Raw genomic sequence first — 22,412 nt, forward strand, 5'->3', positions numbered from 1 at the left:
AGAGAGTTTTACAACTTTTCCTGTCCCCGTACCGGCTGATTTTCCGCCAACATAGGGAGTTATATCCAAAATACCGGATTTAGGAGTAGGGGTAGCGACAGACATCGACTTTCTTTCAGATCAGAGGGTAAAGGGTGATAATTATTCCGATTTCATGGGAACCGCAAAGGCTCCCAAAATGACCAGTTTTATGACACCACTGCCGACGAGTTCCTTAAAGTCGACCAGACGCGGATCATCTTCCGGCACAAATTCGGGGATCTGGAATAAATGGAGCCAATCCCCCTCTTCTGCAACAGGAGAACGAGAGTCTATGCAATAACCGGGGATACCGGTTTTTTCCAGATATTCGTTAAGACGGGCGCGACTGACTTCCTCTTGCGTCACCAACACCATGAGGGTTTCGTCATTGCCTGACGGTTCCGGCTCGGCCTGCCCAATCACCAAGGCAGTCAGATCTTCAAAGCTGCCCGATCTATTCGGTGTAAAAGGAAGGCATGCCAGCACTTTAGGAACAGTCTCGCCCCCTTGTGCCAAATGGACCCACCAAGTATCGCGCTCCAGATTGAGCCACGGCATAACACCCAGGGTCGAGGAGTCGCTGGAGACTTCACGCAAAACAACCATCGGTGACTTATGCAGCGTCATCGGGGTCGCAGACCCAAAATGACATCGCGCCAAGTCCCAAAACCCAACAGACTTTTCAGGGGCTGTGATCGCCACAGAATGCGGTTTTTGCATTCGGCACACCGCCGAAATCATCTCACGCCAGATACGGGCAACAACTTCATCCGCCAAATCGCTGGAATGCTTTTCAAGAATCCGGCGCATCACGTTAGCCTCGCGGCCCGGCCGAAAAATCGGCCCGTCCACTTTTTCTTCCCGTTTAGCCGCAGCAATATCCTTGACGATACCAACGCGGCGTTCAAGAACCTCTAAAAGCTCATCATCCAATCGATCAATTTCGGTTCGGAGTGCTTCCAATTTTTTATTTGTTTGTGTCACATTCTATACCTGAAATTATCAAGCCCAGTGGCATATCTTGTACTATTCGATGGACAAATGATAAGTAATTATTGACATATATTGCCCGACAGCCCTAGCTATCAGCAATATAACCCAAAACAAAGATTTTTCTATCAAACCAGTGCGAAAAGAGTTCTGATCGTGTCAAATACCTCATCTGAAGCAAACCATCATTCCGTGATATTGGGAACAGATCAACCCATGCCACTGGATTGCGGAACAATGATGCGGGATATTTCGGTCTCTTACAACACTTATGGTACGTTAAATGCAGATAAATCGAACGCGGTGTTAGTCTGCCATGCGCTTACGGGTGACCAATATGCAGCAAGTCAGCAACCTTTGACGGGTAAGGATGGTTGGTGGACCATCATGATCGGGCCGGGAAAAGTGCTGGATACCAACAAATATTTTATTGTCTGCAGCAACGTTCTAGGTGGCTGCATGGGAACAACCGGCCCCAAGGATATCAATCCCGAAACCGGAAAACCCTATGCCCTTGATTTTCCGATTATTACGATCGGTGACATGGTCCGTCTGCAAGCCTTGTTGCAAGACTACCTTGAAATTCCTGACTGGTTCTCGGTCATAGGTGGCTCCATGGGCGGCATGCAGGTGCTGGAATGGGCAAGTTCTTATTCTGAACGTTGCTTCAGCGTCATTCCGATTGCAACTGCGGCCAAGCATTCAGCACAGAATATTGCCTTTCATGAAGTCGGGCGGCAGGCAGTGATGGCAGACCCGAACTGGCATGGCGGACACTATCAGGAACAAAATTCCAAACCACGGGCAGGTTTGGCGGTTGCCCGGATGGCGGCCCATGTCACCTATTTGTCCGAGTCTGCTCTTCACCGGAAATTTGGACGTAATCTTCAGGACCGGGATAAACTCGCCTATGGGTTTGACGCTGATTTTCAGGTTGAAAGTTACCTGCGGTATCAAGGGATCAATTTTGTCGATCGGTTTGACCCCAATTCGTATCTCTATATTACCCGTGCAATGGATTATTTTGATTTGGCAAGAGACAATGGCGGTTCACTTGCAAAAGCATTTGAAGGGGCCGACACCCGCTTTTGTGTCGTCTCTTTTTCCAGTGACTGGCTTTTTCCGACCACCGAAAGCAAGGAAATTGTCCGCGCTTTAAATGCGGTTGCAGCGAATGTCAGCTTTGTTGAAATTGAAACTGACAAGGGACATGATGCCTTTCTACTGGACACACCTCATATGCTGGAAACCATCGGTGGCTTCCTGCAATCGACAGCGCAACGCAGGGGGATTGCCGCGTGATTGAAAAAACAAGTCCCGTCCGTCCCCAGGATATTCGTGTTGATTTTCAACTGATTGCAGAAATGGTCGCACCGGGTAGTCGGGTGCTTGATGTCGGCTGTGCGGAAGGCACACTGCTTGCCCATCTGATCGCCACAAAAAATGTCGATGGACGGGGCGTAGAATTAAGTCAGGAAGGGGTGAATGCCTGCGTTGCCAAAGGTCTTTCTGTTGTTCAGGGCGATGCCGACCTTGATCTGGTGGATTATCCAAATAAGGCGTTTGATTACGTTATTTTGAGCCAGACCCTGCAAGCGACCCATAATCCAAAGGCCGTGATGGAGCAATTGCTTCGGGTTGGAAAAAAAGCGGTTGTCTCTTTTCCGAATTTCGCCTTTTGGCGGTGCCGGGCGTATCTTGCCTTTAAAGGACGGATGCCAATGACAAGCGAACTGGATTACGCTTGGCATGAAACGCCTAATATCCACTTTTGCACGCTCCTTGACTTCACCGCCTTGTGCCGTGAACTGGATATAACGATCGAGCAGTCGGTCATTGTGAAGGAAAACGGGTCAATTATGAAAGATGGGCCTTTAGGGTTTGCTGCCAATTTTTTTGGCGCTCAATGCGTTTTCCTATTATCCCGTTAATCTGACTCCGACGCATCGCGCCCCATAGAGCGCCCCGCGCCTATTGGGCGGGCCGCGGGTGCGATGACCGGACGGAAACGACGCTCTTTCTTCGCTCCCTCTGACAACGCAAAGATCTGTTTTTCGGCTTCAATAATCCGCACGCCGCTGAAGCCCGGCCACCACCGTTCACCTAGATTTTCAACAAATCGCGCAGCGCGCAAATTCATCCGCGCCCCGCTTGGCGGGAAATACAAGGCGCCGGCAACATCACTTGTTGTAAAATGGTTCTGACGCAGGATCCGCTTCAACTGCTTGTCACTGTATGGATAACCATAACCGAAAGGCGTTTTTTCCAACCGTGCCCAGACGCCCCGACGTCCCGGAACAATAACCATCAACTTCCCACTGGACGTCAATACCCGCCAGATTTCGTGCAATGTTGCATCGGTAAACCGGCAATTCTCAAGGCCATGGACCCATAAAACCCGATCAACAGAGCTATCACCAAGGGGCAGCGACACTTCATCTGCCAGACCTACAAGGCCGGGGCCTTCATGCGGCCATTGGATAACCCCTTGTTCTGCGGGCATAAAGGCGATGGTTCTTTCTGTTTCTGAACGAAAGGGAAACAGGTAAGGCGTTGCGTATCCCAGACCCAGAAGACGGAAGTTAGAAATATCTGGCCACAAGTGGCGGATTTTCCGCACCAGCGCCCGCCTGACCACGCCCCCCAAATGGCTGTGATAAAATTTCCGTAATTCGATGACATCAGGCCGCATCATGATGTTATACTCCCCACCAGAGCCAGAAATTAGAATAAAGTCAGAAATCCATGAGTAAACTGGAAATACATCAGATACCCGTTCTAAATGACAATTATCTGTATCTTTTTAAAGATCCAGACAGCGATGCCGTTGGGATTGTTGATCCTGCGGAAGCAGAACCGGTTCTGGAAAAACTGAAAGAACTGGGTTGGACCCTGACCCATATCATAAATACCCATCATCACTGGGACCATACCGGGGCCAATCTTGAACTAAAAGAAAAAACCGGCTGCATCATCGTTGGCAACAAACATGATTCGGAACGTATCCCCGGTATCGATATTCAGGTTGAAGACGGGGATCTTTTTGAGTTTGGGACGCAAACCGCCAAGATTATGGCCGTATCCGGGCATACCATCGGGCATATCGCCTACTGGTTTGAAAACTCCGAAACGCTGTTTTGCGGCGACACACTATTCGCCCTTGGATGCGGACGTTTATTTGAAGGAACCCCGGCTCAGATGTGGGAAAGCCTGTCGAAAATCAGAACGCTTCCGGATGAGACCCAGATTTATTGCGCCCATGAATATACCGAAGCAAATGCTGATTTCGCGGTAACGATTGAGCCAGACAACAAGGCCTTGCTTTCACGCGTTAAGGAAATCAAACAAAAACGGGCTCAGAATATTCCAACGGTCCCTTCTACCTTAGGAACTGAAAAAGAAACCAACCCTTTTCTAAGACCCGATAGTGAGCATATCAAAGAAACGCTTTCCATGGTCGGTGCTGACCCAGTCAGCGTTTTCGCAGAAATTAGACACCGCAAAGACACCTTCTGATGCAGGCGGAAGACATTATCAAAACGTTGGGGCTGATACCCCATCCCGAAGGTGGGTATTATGCCGAAACCTTTCGTGATCTTTCAGGCAGTGATAAAGGCGGCCGCGGGGCGTCCACCGCCATCTACTACCTTCTTCGCAACGGTGAGAAATCCCATTGGCATCGCGTTGATGCTGCCGAAGTCTGGCATTATTATGCCGGTGCCCCGTTGGAATTAAGCCTTGCGGATGCCGATGGCACCCGGACGGAACGCCTGGGGCCTGATCTTTTGTCAGGAGAGCGCCCCCAAATCATTGTCCCAAAGGATGTCTGGCAAGCCGCCCGTTCAACAGGGGACTGGACATTTGTCGGGTGCACTGTCGCACCGGCGTTTGACTTTGCCGGTTTCGAAATGGCGCCGGACGACTGGTCGCCTAACTGTTAATCACTAGCCACAAGCAGGAACAAAGAATGAAATATCTTCACACAATGGTGCGCGTTAAAGATCTGGATGCCAGCCTGGACTTTTACTGCAACAAACTTGGCCTTAAAGAGGTCAAACGCAAGGATATCGAAGCCGGGCGTTTTTCTTTGATCTTTCTTGCCCCTGAGGGTCAGGAAGACGCACAGGTTGAACTAACCTATAATTGGGATCCGGAAGAATATGGCGAAGGTCGGAATTTTGGCCACCTCGCCTATGAAGTCGACGACATTTATAAAGCCTGCCAGAAACTGATGGATGGTGGCGTGACCATCAATCGCCCGCCACGCGATGGACGCATGGCCTTTGTCCGGTCCCCCGACAATATCTCCATTGAATTGCTGCAAAAAGGCGATGCCCTTGAACCTGCTGAACCTTGGTCCTCAATGGAAAATACCGGTCATTGGTAATCAGGCTTTTTGTCTGAATATCGCTTTCAACAGGTGAAGCGAGCCAATAACGGCGCCGGATGTAATCAACAGGCATCCGGCGACCAAAGACCAGGAAAACACGGCCGCCCCTAAGCCAACAAGGATCAATGTTGACAGTAGCGGGGCCAGATAGGACAGCACACCAAGCCCCTGAATATCTCCGTGTTTGACACCCATATCCCATAAAAAGAATGCACCGCCCACCGGTCCAATGCCCAGCGCCAGAACGGCCAGCCATTCTCCGATCGTGGCGGGAAACTGGGTTTGCTCGAAAGCAAAATGGCAAAGGGCTGCAAGAATAGCCGTCACTCCGCAAAAAGTTCCAATGACATCTGTCGAAACGCTCGCAAAATAACGACTGAGGACCGAATAGCCGGACCAGATGAAAGCACAGGAAAAGGCCGCGAGATAACCTGTCATATAGGCCGGATCCAAATCAAGACTTTTTCCTTTTGTAATCAGCAAAGACGCCCCTAACAAACTCAGCAAGGCCCCTGCAATATGGAACCAGCGTAGTTTTTCCCCCGGCAGGAGGGCTGAAAAAATCACGATCAGTAATGGCCATAAATAAGCGATTAGGCCCGCTTCAGCCGCCGGGCCAGACTTCAAAGCCATAAAATAAAAGAAGTGATACCCAAACAGACCCCCAACGCCAAGGACCCATAAAGCCGGCGGCAAAATCAAAAACGGAATGATATTTTCTCTAAGAATGGTCCATTTCGCAAGGGCCAGACAAAACGCCACCGCAAAAGTCATGGCGGTCAATTGGAATGGGGGTATTTTCCCCGTATAGACGGTGAATAATGCCAATAGTGACCATAGTAATATCGCTGCAAGACCACAAACGGTCCCTGCATTCCGTGATATTGGCATTTGTGTTTTTTCCTTCCCCCGAGCTGAAGCTGCATCATGCCTCGTGCTCCTGAAAAAGACAAAAGAAAAGGCATGTCCCAAGGGAGCCAGGGACATACCTCTTCAAAGCCGGCAGGAAGTTCCGACTTATAATACTGATCAATCAGTACATATGTTGACCACCGTTGATGGACAGAGTTGAACCCGTCACAAAACCGGCATCATCAGCAACAAGGAAACAAACGCCCCGCGCGATTTCACTAGCTTTACCCAGTCGGCCAACCGGGATCTTCGCAACAATTTTTTCCAGAACCTGTTCAGGAACTGCTGCGACCATATCGGTATCGATATAACCCGGTGCAATCGCGTTCACCGTAATGCCCTGTCCTGCACCTTCCTGGGCCATGGCTTTTGTAAATCCGTGAATACCGGACTTCGCTGCGGCGTAATTCACCTGTCCATATTGGCCAGCCTGGCCATTAATGGAACCGATATTGACTACCCGGCCGAACTTGTTCGCCCGCATGTCATCTATGGTCGCCCGGCACATGTTGAAGCAGGATCCCAAATTGGTATCGATCACCGCCTGCCACGCATTTTGATCCATGCGGTGCAACGTGCCGTCCCGGGTGATGCCTGCATTATTCACAACGATATCGACGGTTCCCAAATCCTCTTTGACTTTGGCAACCCCGGCAACGCACGCGTCAAAATCCGATACATCCCACTTGTAGGACGGGATACCAGTTCGTTCTGTAAATTCACGTGCACGCTCGTCATTACCGCCGTAATTGGCGGCTACTTTGTACCCTTTTTCCTTCAGCATTATGGAAATGGCCTCACCAATTCCACGTGTACCGCCGGTTACAATCGCTACTCTGCTCATATCCCTGTTCCCTCAAGACTAAATGTCGTTTTCTGTTACCGCTCCACACACATCGCAATACCCATACCACCACCAATACACAAAGTGGCCAATCCACGGTGAACATCGCGTTTCTCCATTTCATGAAGCAACGTTACAAGAACCCTTGCACCGGAAGCCCCAATTGGATGGCCAATCGCGATGGCGCCGCCATTGACATTCACTTTGTCCGTATCCCATCCAAGGTCTTTATTCACGGCACACGCCTGTGCTGCGAAAGCTTCGTTCGCCTCGATAAGATCCAGATCATCTTTTGTCCAACCAGCCCGTTCCAACGCCATACGACTTGCCGGAATCGGACCCGTTCCCATGATCGCCGGATCGACACCGCTCTGAGCCCATGAAACGATCTTGGCGAGCGGCTTTAATCCTCTTTCTGCCGCTTCCTCGTCGCTCATCAGAACAACGGCCGCCGCACCATCATTAATCCCTGACGCGTTCCCTGCTGTAACCGTTCCGTTTTCCTTCAGAAAGGCCGGACGAAGGTTTGACAATGTTTCAACAGTTGTTTCAGCACGAATATATTCGTCTTCTGAAACCGTCACTTCGCCTTTCCGGGTTTTAATTGTTACAGGGACAATTTCCTGTTCAAACCGGCCTTCTTTTTGTGCTTTTGCTGCTTTTGCCTGAGAGGCTGCGGCAAAGCTGTCCTGCTGATCCCGGGTAATCTGCCACTGAGACGCCACATTTTCTGCTGTATTCCCCATGTGATATCCATGAAAGGCATCCATTAAACCGTCTGTCAGCATTGTGTCTGTAAATTCAAGCGCGCCCATTTTCTGACCATTGCGCAGATGCGCGCAATGAGGTGCCTGACTCATGCTTTCCTGACCACCGGCAACAACAACTTTGCTATCGCCGTTGGCAATCGCCTGAAACCCGAGCGCCACGGCCCGGAGGCCCGACCCGCAAAGCTGATTCACACCCCAGGCAGGCACTTCTGCGGGGAGGCCTGCTGCAATGGAGGCTTGGCGGGCCGGATTCTGTCCCTCACCAGCGGCCAATATCTGTCCCAGAATAACTTCCGACACGTCTTTGGCTTCTGTCTGAGATCTTTTCAGTGCTTCCCGAATTACGACTTCCCCCAGTTTATGGGCTGGAAGAGAAGAAAGACCGCCGTTGAAAGAGCCAACTGGCGTGCGCACTGCACTGGTAATCACCACACTCATTTTTATGTCCTTTCATTCGACAACACACAACATAAATACAAAAATCGATTTCTGCATGTAATTATCGAAACAAAAACCTGTTAAATACGAAATAACGTTATAAATTCGCAAGTGCAACAATAATATTGCAAATGCGTAAAAAAAGCCAGCTCAACCCGTAACCCAGTCAATAACATCTTGCCAGAGTCCACGCGCCGCCTGACGCCCGACAACCATACCAATATGGCCCGAAGGCGGTGTAACAACCGTCGGTTTGCTAAGTTGCTCGGCCAGCCCCAATGCAGAAGCGGCCGGAACAATTCTATCTGATTTTGGAACCGCTATCATAACAGGAATGTTCAATTTTTCGGGATTAATCGTCTGCCCGTCAACTGTCCACTTCCCCCGGTACGGGCGATTGTCGGTATACCAGTCAGTAAAGCAATCCATGGCGGCCCGCCGGGCAAGTGGAACACCATCATTGAGCCAGTCTTCAATTGCGACAAACTCGCGGGCTTTTTGGCTGTCCATGTCCATCCGGTTAAAGAGGCCGAATTTTTTGAGACATAGATTTGGATCCAGACTGGCAAAAAAGGATTGCAAAATATCAACCGGCATATTGCCCTGCTGCTCCACCACAGAAGACCACAGCATTTTTTGCGACAAAAACATTTTCGCCGCCGCCCCTAGATCTGCATGGAAATTCCACGGCGAGGCTAATGTAATAAGAGAGCTAAGTGCGGATTGGCGTAACTGGGCTGCGGCCACGGCCAATGTCCCCCCCATGCAATATCCAAGCATATGAATTGTTTGACCCGGATTTGCCTCACACACCATATCGAACGCCGGCAAAAGCTGTTTTAACAGGTAATCTTCAATATTATAAGACTGCTCAGATGTGCCGGGGGCGCCCCAACTGACGAGAATCGGTCGAAGGCCAGCAGCCGCCAATGCACGAACAAAACTACGCCCCTCCATCAAATCAAGAATATAATCCCGGTTTACCAGTGACGGTACGATAAAGACCACCGGCGATCCCAAGGGTGCTTTTGGTGCATAATCCAATAGACGCATTGCCCCCACCTGATGCAATAAAGCAGGCTCTTCCATCGAACGGGTATAAGAATGGGCATGGTATTTTTTGATACCACTCAACATTTCTGAAACATGAAAATGCGCCCGCTCGCCAACCACCTGCATCAAATGAGCAAGATCATGGCTTTTCAGATCCTCTGCCAGAGCGTCGGCCTCTTCCTGCAGTCCGTCAAGCCAGGGGATTTTGTTTTCCCGTGCCAGTGGCAGGGCCGCAAGCGCGCTGCTTAGCGTTGAAGAAGATAAGCCCAGATGGAGCCCTAAAGGTCGTGGACCAATCCGTTTGAAAGGTGGTCCAGACATTTTATATTTCCTCCGACGGCGGTTTATTGGCGTCCAGAAACGGGTATTCCTGCCCCAAGGCTTCTGCCAGTTTTCGTCCCTTTACCATCAATTCGTCAAATCCCGAATCCGGGGATTGCGCCAACATGGAAACCTGTTGTTGCCACAAATGAAAGAACCTGTCCGCGACGGCCTGAATAGAGGTGTTTTTTGACATACAGGCAGTATAGACCGACAGGCCTTGTGATACCAGCGGACCATTTTATTGATCCCAACAGAAATAAGATTGCCAAAACCCCAACCGCATTGCACAATAAAAAACTTGCGGCGCAACATTACGTGGGAGTGAGCGTTACCTTGGCAGACAAAAATACGGAGACAACAGACGCGATTGTTATCAAGAAATATGCAAATCGCCGTTTATACAACACAGCAACATCTTCTTATGTCACGCTGGACCACTTAAGCCAGATGGTCAAAGAGGGCAGTGATTTTGTCGTTTACGACGCCAAATCAAACGAAGACATCACTCGATCCGTTCTAACTCAGATCATTTTTGAGGAAGAAGCAAAGGGCCAAAACCTTCTTCCGATCAACTTCTTGCGCCAACTCATTCGATTTTATGGGGACAGCCTTCAGTCAGTCGTCCCCGATTATCTGGACATGTCCATGAGTTCTTTTTCCAGCAATCAGGAAAAAATGCGCGAAGTGCTGCCGGAAAACGTTTTAGACAACCCGCTGTATCGCCAGTTCGAGGAAATGGGTCGTCAGAATATGGCAATGTTCACCAACGCCATGAAAATTTTCTCTCCAAATGGCCTGACAACCCCGACGGAACCGGCCAAATCAAAAACTCCCGAATCTCAGGAAGATGCTACCGAGATGATGAAGGAATTAAAAGATCAGCTGGCCAGTATGCAGCAGCGCATCAATGATCTTGATAAAAAAGACGGGTAACCATTAACGACCAGTCCTGCAGGTGATCCCTCAAGCCTGATAACAGATATGTTATCTTCCTTGAATATAATAATACTTTGATTATTTATTCTTGGTATGGTTAACGTAATCGAAATTTTTCGTTTACTTTTCGTTAATATTTGTCCAGCAGAATATGGATCACCATTCTGATAGTCGACGGAGAACCCGAAGGACAAGATTATCGATTAACCGCACAAGAAATGTGTTGTTACTTTTTTTGTGTTTCTGAATAGTCACGTCGTCAGGTTAATTGGAAGTAATGGAAGTCGTCCGCTCTGTTTCATATCCGGTAAAAACGCTCAATCCGTCTGCACATCCGCAGAGGGAAGAGCGCGCCTATGTCGAGGCGCGCCTTGAAGAGCAACGCGTTCAGCGCCTCAACCGGGAAATAGAGCAGGAAAGTCAGCAAAATATTTCGGGCCGCAGACATCACGCCGTTGTTGTCGCGCCAGATGATCGCCGGGCAAATGTCACATCGATCTTTCTTCAGCAACATTCAAGTCCGCTGCGCAAGCTGGAAGGGCTCTCTCATCCCCCTCTCGGTCAGTCATCCAGTGCTTTTGTTGCTCAGCAATTGTCACAGGCGTCAGCCCATGAGACAGATATATCAGCGCATAACCCTCACCATGAGGCTGTAAATGCCTATGTTGATACCAAAAATCTGACAGCCACCATTATGGGTTTTCAGGGATTTAGAGAACGGCTGGCTTAGTCCAGCCCTTCTCTCCGGCAAAATTTAAAGACGACAAGTCGCCAATCCACGTTTTTCAAGATACTGCTGATGATAATCTTCAGCCATAAAGAAATCCGGGGCTTTCAGAATTTCGGTAACAATCGGCTTTGAGAAAACTTTGGCCTGTTCCAGCTGACTTTTTGACCGCTCAGCAACTTCTTTTTGCGCATCATTCACGTAAAAAATCGCAGAACGATACTGAGTTCCGATGTCTGGGCCCTGACGGTTAAGCGTGGTCGGATTGTGATTTTCCCAAAAGACCGACAACAGCTTTTGATAGTCAACGCGGGCAGGATCAAAAATAACGCGCACGACTTCTGCATGATTGGTATCCCCGCGGCAAACGTCTTGATAAGTTGGGTTCAAGCTGTCTCCCCCCTGATATCCGACCGCAGTTGAAATAACACCGGACACATTTCTAAAGGCGGCTTCCACACCCCAGAAGCAACCGGCGGCAAAATAGGCAATTTCGGATTCTGCTGGCATTGTTTTCTCCTTTTCATTCTGCTCAAGAGATAGTTATTTTTACCCGCATGAACAAGAAAGGAATGATAACATTGTTGTAATTGGCTCTAATAGGTAGATAATAAAATCAAAATAACAGTACCAATTGATGCCACTATGACCTATCGCCGAAACAATGCCTATCTGGCCAGTTTATCGCTGGATCCACAAAGCGGATCTCCGCTTCATAAACAGCTTTTTCTCGCCTTGCGCGAAGCTATCCTGGATGGACGGATCAGGGCTGGCATCCGACTGCCCTCCACCCGATCTTTGGCAAACGATTTGCAGATTTCCAGGAATACGGTCCTGTCGGCTTTTGATCAGCTTCTTGCAGAAGGATATATCGTCAGCAAGGTGGGGGCCGGGTCTTTCGTATCGGATCAATTGCCTGAGGATTTTTTAAAAAGCCAAAATCTGAAAGCCAAACCCGGCGCCCGCGCCCGTAAAGTAAACGTCTCCGCTAGAGCCCAGCGAATTGCCGGGGCCCAACTTGAAAAACCTCATCACGGAAAGAGTTTCTCTCCGGGAATGCCTGAGTTACAACAGTTTCCCTTTGAAGACTGGGCCCGATTACTGGGACGGCACTGGCGGCACCCTAAGCGGGAATTCCTGGTCGGCAACCCGATTGGCGGCTCTGTCGTCCTTCGAAAAGCCCTGGCGGATCATTTGGGACAGACCCGATCGGTCAAATGTGACGCTGACCAGATCCTTGTTCTTTCAGGATCACAGCAGGCAATCCACCTTGTTATCAAGGCGTTTGCTGATATCAACGATCCCATCTGGATGGAGGAACCGGGATATCCGGGAATACGGGATTCCATTATATCGGCCGGGGCAAAACCTATTTCTGTCCCGGTGGACGAAGAGGGGTTTCAACTGGATCGCGCATTGGAGCTTGCACCGCAAGCCCCGCTCGCCTGTATTTCGCCGTCTCATCAGTACCCGCTAGGGCATACAATGTCATTGGCCCGGCGCATTGATTTACTGGGATGGGCTAAAGAAAATGACCGCTTCATTCTGGAAGACGATTATGACAGCGAATATCGGTATACCGGAAGACCGTTATCGTCGTTGCAGGGTCTGGATAACGATAACCGGGTATTATATATCGGAACAATGAGCAAGGTCATGTTTCCCGGTCTACGCATCGGATATCTGGTGGTTCCGCCCGATCTTGTCGATCTTTTTCTAGCGCTTCGAAAGGGCGAAGACGGCCATTCCCCCGCCGTCGCAGAAGCGGCACTTGCAGAATTTATTTCAGAAGGCTACCTCGCCTCTCATATTCGTCGCATGCGCCTGCTTTATCAAAAGCGTCAGCAAACACTGGTAACCCTTCTTCAGACGGAGGCGGCGCCGTGGCTTACTGTGGTACCGCAGGAGTCAGGGATGCATCTCATCGCTCACCTGACACCGCGGATATCTGATAAAGATGTGGAACAAAAAACCCGAATTGCGGGAATGTTGCTCCGATCACTGTCCAGTTTTTATCAGAAAGAGACAGCCGCAAACGGCCTTATTATCGGATTTGCCGGAACAGATGAAAAAGAAATGCCACAATTGGTTCATAAGCTTGTTAGAATTCTTCAGGAACTGGATAACTCATAGGAATTGATGTCTTGATGCTCATCCCCACCCAGCCGCTTAAGGCCCTTGCCATTTTGGTTCTTTCGGCCAATTTCTTACTCTGCGCCAGTAGTGCCGCTCAGGCAGACACAGCCCTTGCCATGCACGGTGCGCCAAAATATGCACAAGATTTCCAGCATTTTGACTATGTTAATCCAAAGGCCCCAAAAGGCGGGACGCTCAACCTTGGTGTGATCGGCAGTTTTAACAGCCTCAATCCCTTTCTGATCAAAGGGGTTCCGGCGAAAGGGCTGCGTCTTGTGTATCAATCATTGCTTAGTCGGTCCCGCGATGAGCCTTTCACTTTATATGCCAATCTGGCACAGGCATTCGAGATCGCCCCTGACAGACGCTGGATCACCTTCACCATCGACGAACGTGCTCGTTTTTCCAACGGAAAGCCGGTCACCATTGACGATGTATATTTTTCATTTGAAACCCTGCGGACCAAGGGACGCCCTAATCATCGAAACTATTATAATCAGGTGGCCAAGGCTGAAAAGCTGAACGGCAACCAAATCCGGTTCACCTTTAAAGGTGAAAAAATCTGGGAATTGCCCCTGATCATCGGATTGATGCCGATCTTTTCAGCAGACTTCTTTGACAAAATCCCGTTTTCAGAAACCAGCCTTGTTCCGCCGATCGGTTCAGGCCCCTATTTGGTGGAGGCGATTGATCCCGGACGGCAAATCCAATACCGGCGTAATCCTGAATTCTGGGGTGCCGATCTTCCCCATAATCGCGGCCGCTATAATATTGATTTGATTAGCTATGACTATTTCAGGGATCGGGATATCGCGTTGGAAGCCTTCAAGTCGGGGCAACTGGATGTCTGGTTCGAAACGGATCCCGGTCAGTGGAAAGAACTTCAAGCGCTGGCAACAGAAAACGCGAACCTGAACAGCCATATTGTACCCATGAAGATCCCGGCGCCCATGTTAAGTGTCGCCTTCAACACCCGCAGGCCCTTGTTTAGTGATCCCAAAATACGCGAAGCCTTGATCACTGCATTTGATTTTTACTGGATCAACAAATCCCTGTTCCACGGCCTGTATCAGCGGACCCGCAGTTATTTTCAAAGTTCAGAACTCGCTGCAACAGGGTTGCCCAGCCCTCAGGAAATTGCTCTTTTAAAACCCTTTTCCAAAGATCTGGACCCCCGCCTGTTTACGCAGGCCTACCAATTGCCAGAAAGCGATGGCAGCGGACGGGATCGTACGTTGCTGCGCCTGGCCAAGCAAAAATTTAAAGAGGCCGGTTTTGGGTATCAAGATGGCCTGATGATCAATCCGGATACGAAACAACCTGTCTCCATTGAAATTCTTGTGAAGGCTGCTGAGGAAATTCGGCTTCTATCATCTTACCAGAAGTCTTTGAAAAGATTGGGAATTGATCTGCGGCTACGCCTTATGGATAGCGCGGGGTACCAGAACAGATTGAACCAGTATGATTACGATATGGTTGTAACAGATTGGGGACAAAGCCTGTCCCCCGGCAACGAGCAGGAATTTTACTGGAGCAAAAACGCCGCAAAAACAGAAGGGACGAGAAACTATCCGGGCATTGAAAGCGATGCGGTCGACCACCTGATCAACATCATACGGGATGCCCGAGACAGAGAGACTCTGGTTCACGCAACACGGGCACTGGACCGGGTTCTTTTGTGGGGCCAATACGGCATCCCCCTATACCATGTCAACGAACAGTGGCTGGTAACATCCCCAACTGTGAGGTTGCCCACACAACCCTCCTTTTGGGGCACCCGGCGGGACCTGTGGTGGCAGGCCGCCTATTGACGGCATGCTTTGAAAACGCGATAAAGGATGCTCCCATTTGATTAATTTTTGTTGGATTTAGTTTATGCTCGCTGTTATTTCACCTGCAAAAAAGATGGACTTTGACCGGTCCAACCTGCCTGTTCTACATACAGAACTTTCCTTGCAGCCTGACACGGTGGAACTTCTGGAAACAGCACGAAACTTGACAGCGGCCGACCTTCAGTCCCTCATGAAAATCAGCGAAGATCTGGGAGAACTGAATTACCAGCGTTTTCAGGCGATGAAATTTCCGTTTACACCTGACAATGCAAAACAGGCGGCTTTCGCGTTTAATGGCGATACCTATGCAGGTTTTGAGGCAGCGACGCTATCCGACGACGATCTGGCCTATGCACAAGACCATGTGCGCATTTTGTCCGGCCTATATGGGCTGGTGCGCCCATTAGACCTAATTCAGCCTTATCGGTTGGAAATGGGAACACGATTGCGGAACAGTCGCGGGAATAATCTGTATGAGTTTTGGGGTGACATTCTGACAGATCAGTTGAACGCTGAACTGGAAAAGCAGAAACACCCTATTCTTGTCAACGTGGCATCCAACGAATATTTTAAAGCCGTCAAACCGAAAAACCTTAAATTCCCGGTGATCACACCCGTATTTAAGGAAGTAAAAGGCGATGTGGCTAAAGTCATCGGTTTTCCGGCTAAGAGAGCCCGCGGAATGATGGCCCGCTACATCAGCCAAAATCGGGTCGAGACAGCAGAGGGGCTCAAAGATTTTTCAGAAGCCGGATATGTGTTCCAACCCAACCTGTCCAGCGAAACTGAATACCAGTTTCATCGTCGCGTCGACTAATCGAACCGCGTTTTATCTCTCGTCTGCCAGATATCCGTTGCCCGGGCATCCAACTCGGATGGCGTCAGGTCCGGCATGGCCATTTTTAAGGCAACCGACAGCGTTCCAATGATGCCAAGCTCGGGAACCGGCAACGAAAGGGATCCATCCCACATCCTTTTTAAACAAACCGGTGACAAATCTTCTTCGCGCCATTTATAGGTTGTAACAGAGGTAAGGGCTGGCCAGACAATCTCGCTGCTAACCTCCCCCACCAACATATCGACGCGCGATGGCTTCATCGGGTTGCGCATAACCTCGCCGCCCCCACCTTTAAAAACCATGGCTTTGGGCTGGCCCAAAAACCGGGCTGTGTCCACATGCATGGCTTTATAGGGGGGATGGAAAACACCCTGCATTTGATACGGCGCATTTGCCGGATTTAAGTCCCGTCCAAAGGTATTAACCGCCGTTCGAACCCCCAGCAACGGCCGCAACTCAAACAAATCCTGCACAGCGGGGCAGAATTTCTCAAGCCCGATATAAACAAGATTATTCGTTTCAAACGCCTTCGCGGCCTCCCCAAAGTCCGAGACTATGGGCACATTTAACATATCTAAACCGGGCCGGGTGGGGGCTAAACCATCCGAATATCCCTCAATGCCATGCATCAGAATTTTATAACCCTGATCCGCCAACAGAAGGGCCGCAAGAATAAACCATGGTTGCTGACGGTGTCGGTCCGCATAAGACGGCCAATCATAATCAACATCAGGCAATACTGACGGTTGTCCGATAAACGCCTCACGGGCGGCAGCTGTCATCCCAGCAAGCTCTTCCCCTGTCTCGCCTTTCCGGCGCAGCAGTAGAAGAAAAGCCCCCAGTTGCAACCGATCAACAGATCCCTGAACAATCAGGGACATGGCATCTTTTGCTTCATCAAAGCTTAGATTTCGCCACATGTTTGGACCCTTTCCCAGAGCCCGTACATATTGCGCAAATGGATGATCTGTTGTCATAACTGCCTGTGTTTATAAGTGATGGGAGATAATTAGAAGAAACAGCCAAGCCGTGCAACCAAGAGATCCGCTATCCGGTTAAAACTGCTCAATCAGTCGTTTTAAATATTCGGTCTCCAGCAGGTCCCTGCGTGGATCAGACAGTCGTTTTTGCAACTCTCTTTGAATAATCTTGGCACGCATCAGAGCGTTTCCGTCGATGTTGGTTCGCCCAGAAAGATTTTCCAGGATTGAATTCCCCGGGTCACCGAAAGGATCGCTTTGGCCCGTTGTAGAACCTCGACGCACAACCTGCCCGCCCCGGCCCTGCTCTTGCATCTGCTGCGCCAATCCTTCGCCCGCTTCCTTCAACATCTGTAAAGCATCACTTTGAGACTGCATGGCCCCTTTACCCGCCCCCTGTTCCAGAGATTGCCTCGCTGAATTCATTGCCCGCTCTGCTTTTCCAAGCGGGGCTGGAATTTCGGCATTGAGCCCTAACTTGCCCATGATATCACCCAACATCTGACGCAGGGCTTCCTGACTTCGCGCCAATCCGTCATAACTTCTGGGCTCACCTTGCTGTTGGCCTTTCCCCTGCCCCGGCTCTTTTCCTTCTCCCGGTTGAGAGCGAGAAGGCGCCTGCCCTTGCTGCGCGGAATTACCTTCTCTGGATTTTCGAAAAGTTTCATCCAGCAATTCCTGCTGCCGTCGCATCATTTCACTCAGCTGATCCAGCATTTCCTGACCCTGTTTTTGAGCATCCGAAGCCACGTTTTGTCGGGCCGATTTCAGATTTTCAAACAAATCCTGCAATTCACTCAACAATTCGCGGGCAGCATCCCGGGCACCGGAGCGTGCAAATTGATCGATTTTATCCAGCAGATCTTCAAGATTTTGCTGGCTCATTGTTGGCTCACTCGGATCCTGAGCCATTTGCGGATCAGATTGATTTTGCTGCGCAAGGGCTTCGAGAAACGCCGCCATGGCTTTCTTCAGGTCTTCCACCAATCGTTTGATTTCATCGTTATCCGCATCGCTGTTCAGGGCTTCCATCAAGGCGCGCTCAGCTTCCCGCAGGGCAATTTCGGCGGCGCTCAAATCACCATTTTCAAGACGGAGGGCCGTGTCCCAAAGAATATCAATTACTTCGTCAACCGCACCCTGATCCGCCCCATATGCCAATGTCCCACGGGCGATCGAGAGCAAAAGCATAACGGTTATGTCGTTGTTCAGGCTTTCCGGTAATTGGCTTATCGCCGACAGGGCAATCACTACGGTGCGTTTATTCCCAATCGGATCCTCAACCAGTTTTTTTCGTTGCTCAATCAACGCCCGGGCGATGGGGTGCGTGAAAATTCTCTCTGGCAAAACAAAGGAAAGCGTATCGGAAAAGCCGACCTGCCCTGCGGCATCCTCCGCGATTAATTGCAAATCCACTTCCAGTCCAGCCCATGGATGGGCCGTCAGGTCATGGTAGCTCTTGCCCTCTACTTCTTTGCTGCCCGCAACCAGTGTCAGCTTTAGCGGTATCCTTTTTTCAAATCCCGCCCGGCTTAGCTGACCTTCCAGACCCATCAGACCATAATCGTCAAAAGCAGAATATTGTAATCGGAAAGCCAGCCGTTCTGTGACTTGAGGAAGCGCAAGAATTTTCACCGTTGGTTCTTGGTCATACACAATATCCAGTTGCCACTGGCCCAAGGACTCTCCGTTTTTTTCAACGGTCAGAAAGTCGCTTTCCGTCAAGGTGGTTTCCAGCGTGAAATTATTGCCCTCAACGTTCGTAAAATCCTGCCGTTCCCCTTGATAGGCGACCGATGGCACGCCATCGCTACCTCCGGACACTCGGGCAATCAACCGACTATTCTCGGGCACGACAATAACCGGGATCTGCGTTCCGATCTCGGTTGTCTTTTGACGTGCCAGCAAAATAGGGGCTTTACCCGTATAGTCAGGAGGCGTCACCCACATATCAAGGTCTACAAGATCATTTTCGCTGACAAATTGGGGGGTAAAGGCACCAATGATGCGTTCTGACTTCTGCGACCCGGCCATAAAAAAGCCCGCGCTCAATATCAGAATTGACGCTACACGGAACGCCATCCGGTCTCCCTCGGCGAGCCCGAGCCTTGCAAATCCCGGCTTTAAGGCCTTGCTTAGAACACGCTGGCGCTTGAGATGCGCGCGCCACAAAGAGTTGCTTTTCTTATCCCGAAGCGTGTCCGTTCTTTTTGGCTGTGCCAACGTTCGGAGCGGGCGGTGGCGCACGGCGTTGCGCTCTTCCAAACAGCGCAAAACTTCCTCTTTCGTTGGCCAGTGGAAGTCTCGCCATATCCGATAGTAGCCGTATATTGACGCGACCAGAAAACAGCCCAGGCCAGCGGCGTGATAAATCCCGGTCACCAGCGTCCAAAGTCCGGCGTAGCTCACCCCCAGAAAACAGAGGATCGTGCAGACGAAAAAAAGCGACGCAACCCAAAGCCGCTCCAGCACGAGGTTTAACGTGACCAGAAATAGCTTTCTTTTCAACTGTGTTTCGAACTCGTTGGGCGGCGTCCGCATTCATCCTCTTTTCAAGAGAAGGAGAAGGTAACAGTCTCGTTTATTTCTTCTCCAACCAGGGTGGCATCTTATCAAGGTCCAGCAGGGCTTCCAAGGAAGGTCGTTCACGGATCACTGCAAATTGATCACCGCGAACCAGAACCTCTGGCACAAGGGGCCGTGTATTATAGGTCGACGCCATCACCGCGCCGTAGGCACCTGCACTTCTGAAAGCAACCAGATCGTCCGCCTGTACGTCCGGCATATCCCGCTCCCGCGCGAAGGTATCCCCAGTTTCACAAACCGGTCCAACAACATCCGCCGGGCTTATGACAGTCGAGGCATCAGGCTGCTTGATCGTATCAATCTGATGATAGCCTTCATACATTGCAGGACGGATCAAGTCGTTCATGGCGGCATCCAGAATAACAAACTTCCGTTCGGCTCCCTGTTTCACGTAAATCACTTTAGAAACAAGAATACCCGCATTCCCTACAATTAGGCGTCCAGGCTCAAAGATCAACTGGCAACCCAGATTTCCGATGCTGTTTAGCGCAACCGTTGCGTAGGAACTCGGGCTTGGCGGAATATTCCCGTCATACGGAATACCCAGACCGCCCCCCAGATCAACTCGGGTTATGTCATGCCCTTCGCTCCGCAATTTCTGAACAAGTTCCCGGACCCGGTCAAAAGCATTTCCAAAAGGCTCAAGATCAGTAAGCTGGGATCCAATATGAACATCCACACCTTTAATCTCGATGCCGGGAAGCTTGGCTGCCTGCCCATAAATCCGAGATACATCCTGCCAGGGCACACCAAATTTGTTCTCTGCCTTGCCCGTTGAAATCTTGGCATGGGTTTTCGCATCCACATCCGGATTAACCCGAAAAGCAATCTGTGCGGTTTTACCAAGCTCGCTGGCAACCCTGGACAGAACCTGAACCTCAGGCTCGGATTCCACATTAAACTGGTGAATCCCAACTTCCAGAGCCAACGCCATTTCATGAGGCTGTTTTCCAACACCTGAAAAAACGATTTTTGACGCTGGAACACCCGCTTCCAATGCCCGGCGCAATTCACCCTCGGAAACCACATCCGCACCTGCACCAAGGTCAGCCAATGTCTTGATAACAGCCAAATTTGAATTCGCCTTAACCGCAAAGCAAACAAGGTGGTTTACCCCATCAAACGCACCTGAGAACACGTTATAATGACGTTCCAGCGTTGCTGTGGAATAACAATAGAACGGTGTGCCAACTTTCTCTGCGATTTCTGAAACTTTCAGATCCTCAGCATAAAGCTCGCCAGCTCGATATTCGAAATGGTCCATATCTGTCCCTTAACCTTGCGTCAGACGCTTTGAACGATAATCACATCATTCGAAAAAGATGATTGATATTTAGGGGCGCCTTTTTTACCGCAGGCGGACAAGGTCGCTGCCATCACCAACGCGACGGAGATAAAAAGAATTCGCTGCTTCATTCAGCTTCTCCCGCCAATTGATTTTTCCATTTTTTGACCTGCTCAACAACATTGGACGGCGCCGTACCACCGTAGCTCACCCGGCTGGCAACAGACTTATCAACGCCCAATACATCAAAAACACCATCATTGATGGTCGGCTCGACAGTTTGCATCTGGGCCAGAGATAAATCCTCAAGGCCACAGTTATTGTCTTCGGCAAGTTTAACAAGGGCACCCGTCACATGATGGGCATTTCTAAACGGCATATCCAGCTTCTGAACCAGCCAGTCCGCCAGATCAGTCGCCGTTGTGAATCCCGCGCCTGAAGCTGCCGTCATGACATCCCCGTTCACTTTAATGTCACGGATCATACCGGACATTGCAGCAATGCAGAGCTGTAGATTATCTGCGGCATCAAAAACGGGCTCTTTGTCTTCCTGCATGTCCTTGCCATAGGTCATCGGCAAGCCTTTCATCATCATAAGAAGGGTATGAAAGGCCCCTGAGCTGCGTCCTGCTTTACCGCGAATCAATTCGGCAGCATCCGGATTTTTCTTCTGCGGCATAATTGAAGAGCCGGTCGAAAAACTATCCGAACATTCAACAAAGCGGAACTGGGCGCTAGACCAGATCACAATCTCTTCGGCAAGCCGGGATAAATGCATGGAGCAAATGGATGCAAAACTTAAAAATTCCAGCGCGAAATCCCGATCGGAGACACCATCCAGCGAATTGGCTGTCGGCCGATCAAATCCAAGGGCGGCGGCTGTCATGTCCCGATCAATCGGGAACGAGGTTCCAGCCAGCGCGGCAGAACCCAGCGGACATTCGTTCAGTCTTTGCCGGGCATCTTTCAAACGAGATCTGTCGCGGCCAACCATTTCGACATACGCCAGCATATGATGGCCGAAGGTAACGGGCTGCGCGGCCTGTAAATGAGTGAAGCCCGGCATGACTGTCGCCGCTTCTGCTTCGGCTTGTGACAATAGGGCCTCCTGCAGGTCTTTCAGTTCGCCGTCCAGAAGGTCCATTGTATCCCGAACCCAAAGGCGCATATCCGTTGCCACCTGATCGTTTCTTGAACGCGCGGTGTGCAACCGGCCGGCCGGTTCACCGATAATTTCGCGCAACCGAGCCTCAATATGCATATGAATATCTTCAAGGGCAGGATCAGTTTTAAAATTACCCGCTTCAATCTCACGAAGAATTGTCTGCAATCCGTCCTGTATTTTTTCGC

The 22,412-nt window shown here is 50.2% G+C and carries 23 protein-coding genes; 10 read left to right on the top strand and 13 right to left on the bottom strand.

The features are described 5' to 3' along the window. Positions 1-141: 141 nt before the first annotated feature. The gene (locus ACJAYR_RS16305) at positions 142-1,005 is read right to left on the bottom strand and encodes a chorismate mutase (RefSeq protein ID WP_415237584.1); all 864 of its coding nucleotides are present in this window, start codon (positions 1,003-1,005) and stop codon (positions 142-144) included. Positions 1,006-1,161: 156 nt separating this feature from the next. On the opposite strand from ACJAYR_RS16305, the gene metX reads away from it, so the two are divergent. Further along, complete coding sequence (metX, locus tag ACJAYR_RS16310) at positions 1,162-2,313, top strand: homoserine O-acetyltransferase MetX (RefSeq protein ID WP_415237604.1); 1,152 nt, start codon at positions 1,162-1,164, stop codon at positions 2,311-2,313. 62 nt (positions 2,314-2,375) lie between these two features. Then, positions 2,376-2,942, top strand: a complete 567-nt coding sequence (gene metW, locus ACJAYR_RS16315) for a methionine biosynthesis protein MetW (protein ID WP_169544330.1) — start codon at positions 2,376-2,378, stop codon at positions 2,940-2,942. On the opposite strand, the gene ACJAYR_RS16320 is transcribed toward metW, so the two are convergent. Next, positions 2,939-3,706 (bottom strand): class I SAM-dependent methyltransferase, encoded by a 768-nt coding sequence (locus ACJAYR_RS16320; protein WP_415237585.1) that lies wholly within the window; start codon positions 3,704-3,706, stop codon positions 2,939-2,941. The two genes, metW and ACJAYR_RS16320, sit on opposite strands and share 4 nt — an antisense overlap. Before the next feature lie 50 nt (positions 3,707-3,756). Between ACJAYR_RS16320 and gloB the strand changes: the two genes are divergently transcribed. From gloB to ACJAYR_RS16335, 3 genes are read left to right on the top strand one after another with little or no spacing between them, the layout of a single operon-like run. Continuing rightward, on the top strand, positions 3,757-4,527 hold the full coding sequence (gloB, locus tag ACJAYR_RS16325; RefSeq protein ID WP_415237586.1) for a hydroxyacylglutathione hydrolase: 771 nt from the start codon (positions 3,757-3,759) through the stop codon (positions 4,525-4,527). Then, positions 4,527-4,952 (top strand): cupin domain-containing protein, encoded by a 426-nt coding sequence (locus tag ACJAYR_RS16330; RefSeq protein WP_415237587.1) that lies wholly within the window; start codon positions 4,527-4,529, stop codon positions 4,950-4,952. The genes gloB and ACJAYR_RS16330 overlap by 1 nt, the downstream gene beginning before the upstream one ends. 26 nt (positions 4,953-4,978) lie before the next feature. Continuing rightward, positions 4,979-5,398 carry a VOC family protein gene (locus ACJAYR_RS16335; RefSeq protein ID WP_415237588.1) on the top strand — a complete coding sequence of 140 codons (420 nt, stop codon included), beginning with the start codon at positions 4,979-4,981 and terminating at the stop codon, positions 5,396-5,398. Here ACJAYR_RS16335 and ACJAYR_RS16340 read toward each other — a convergent pair whose 3' ends face one another. The 5 genes from ACJAYR_RS16340 to ACJAYR_RS16360 all read right to left on the bottom strand — a co-directional run bounded on the left by ACJAYR_RS16340 (position 5,399) and on the right by ACJAYR_RS16360 (position 9,935). Next, entirely contained in the window at positions 5,399-6,292 is an 894-nt protein-coding gene (locus ACJAYR_RS16340) for a DMT family transporter (RefSeq protein ID WP_415237589.1), read from the bottom strand. Positions 6,293-6,434: 142 nt separating this feature from the next. After that, positions 6,435-7,157 (bottom strand): acetoacetyl-CoA reductase, encoded by a 723-nt coding sequence (phbB, locus tag ACJAYR_RS16345; RefSeq protein ID WP_415237590.1) that lies wholly within the window; start codon positions 7,155-7,157, stop codon positions 6,435-6,437. A 35-nt stretch (positions 7,158-7,192) separates the two neighbouring features. After that, positions 7,193-8,371: an acetyl-CoA C-acetyltransferase gene (locus ACJAYR_RS16350; protein ID WP_415237605.1), complete on the bottom strand. Its 1,179-nt coding sequence runs from the start codon at positions 8,369-8,371 to the stop codon at positions 7,193-7,195. Positions 8,372-8,515: 144 nt separating this feature from the next. Continuing rightward, positions 8,516-9,739, bottom strand: a complete 1,224-nt coding sequence (locus tag ACJAYR_RS16355) for an alpha/beta fold hydrolase (protein ID WP_415237591.1) — start codon at positions 9,737-9,739, stop codon at positions 8,516-8,518. Position 9,740: 1 nt separating this feature from the next. Further along, positions 9,741-9,935, bottom strand: coding sequence for a hypothetical protein (locus ACJAYR_RS16360; protein WP_415237592.1), 195 nt, complete (start codon positions 9,933-9,935; stop codon positions 9,741-9,743). 140 nt (positions 9,936-10,075) lie between these two features. Here ACJAYR_RS16360 and phaR point away from each other — a divergent pair, with 140 nt between their 5' ends. Together phaR and ACJAYR_RS16370 are read left to right on the top strand one after the other, a co-directional pair. Further along, the gene (phaR, locus tag ACJAYR_RS16365) at positions 10,076-10,675 is read left to right on the top strand and encodes a polyhydroxyalkanoate synthesis repressor PhaR (protein WP_415237593.1); all 600 of its coding nucleotides are present in this window, start codon (positions 10,076-10,078) and stop codon (positions 10,673-10,675) included. A 280-nt stretch (positions 10,676-10,955) separates the two neighbouring features. Next, positions 10,956-11,408, top strand: a complete 453-nt coding sequence (locus ACJAYR_RS16370) for a hypothetical protein (RefSeq protein ID WP_415237594.1) — start codon at positions 10,956-10,958, stop codon at positions 11,406-11,408. Positions 11,409-11,432: 24 nt separating this feature from the next. Here the strand turns inward: ACJAYR_RS16370 and msrA are convergent, their stop codons facing one another. After that, positions 11,433-11,915 (bottom strand): peptide-methionine (S)-S-oxide reductase MsrA, encoded by a 483-nt coding sequence (msrA, locus tag ACJAYR_RS16375; RefSeq protein WP_415237595.1) that lies wholly within the window; start codon positions 11,913-11,915, stop codon positions 11,433-11,435. A gap of 135 nt (positions 11,916-12,050) precedes the next feature. On the opposite strand from msrA, the gene ACJAYR_RS16380 reads away from it, so the two are divergent. From ACJAYR_RS16380 to yaaA, 3 genes are all read left to right on the top strand, one after another. Continuing rightward, entirely contained in the window at positions 12,051-13,538 is a 1,488-nt protein-coding gene (locus tag ACJAYR_RS16380; RefSeq protein WP_415237596.1) for a PLP-dependent aminotransferase family protein, read from the top strand. A gap of 14 nt (positions 13,539-13,552) precedes the next feature. Further along, a complete protein-coding gene (locus ACJAYR_RS16385; RefSeq protein WP_415237597.1) occupies positions 13,553-15,352 on the top strand; it encodes an extracellular solute-binding protein in 1,800 nt (599 codons plus the stop codon). A 64-nt stretch (positions 15,353-15,416) separates the two neighbouring features. Further along, entirely contained in the window at positions 15,417-16,190 is a 774-nt protein-coding gene (gene yaaA, locus ACJAYR_RS16390; protein ID WP_415237598.1) for a peroxide stress protein YaaA, read from the top strand. Here the strand turns inward: yaaA and ACJAYR_RS16395 are convergent. The 5 genes from ACJAYR_RS16395 to argH all read right to left on the bottom strand — a co-directional run. Beyond that, entirely contained in the window at positions 16,187-17,188 is a 1,002-nt protein-coding gene (locus ACJAYR_RS16395; protein WP_415237599.1) for a glycosyl transferase family protein, read from the bottom strand. The genes yaaA and ACJAYR_RS16395 overlap by 4 nt on opposite strands. 78 nt (positions 17,189-17,266) lie before the next feature. Beyond that, complete coding sequence (locus ACJAYR_RS16400; RefSeq protein WP_415237600.1) at positions 17,267-19,732, bottom strand: TIGR02302 family protein; 2,466 nt, start codon at positions 19,730-19,732, stop codon at positions 17,267-17,269. A gap of 40 nt (positions 19,733-19,772) precedes the next feature. Further along, the gene (gene lysA, locus ACJAYR_RS16405) at positions 19,773-21,041 is read right to left on the bottom strand and encodes a diaminopimelate decarboxylase (RefSeq protein WP_415237601.1); all 1,269 of its coding nucleotides are present in this window, start codon (positions 21,039-21,041) and stop codon (positions 19,773-19,775) included. A gap of 20 nt (positions 21,042-21,061) precedes the next feature. Continuing rightward, positions 21,062-21,193: a hypothetical protein gene (locus ACJAYR_RS16410; RefSeq protein ID WP_415237602.1), complete on the bottom strand. Its 132-nt coding sequence runs from the start codon at positions 21,191-21,193 to the stop codon at positions 21,062-21,064. After that, the coding region (argH, locus tag ACJAYR_RS16415) for an argininosuccinate lyase (RefSeq protein WP_415237603.1) at positions 21,190-22,412 on the bottom strand (1,223 nt) is incomplete at its 5' end. The genes ACJAYR_RS16410 and argH, both read right to left, overlap by 4 nt.

The sequence above is a fragment of the Sneathiella sp. genome (genome assembly GCF_047631475.1).
Taxonomy (GTDB): Bacteria; Pseudomonadota; Alphaproteobacteria; order Sneathiellales; family Sneathiellaceae; genus Sneathiella.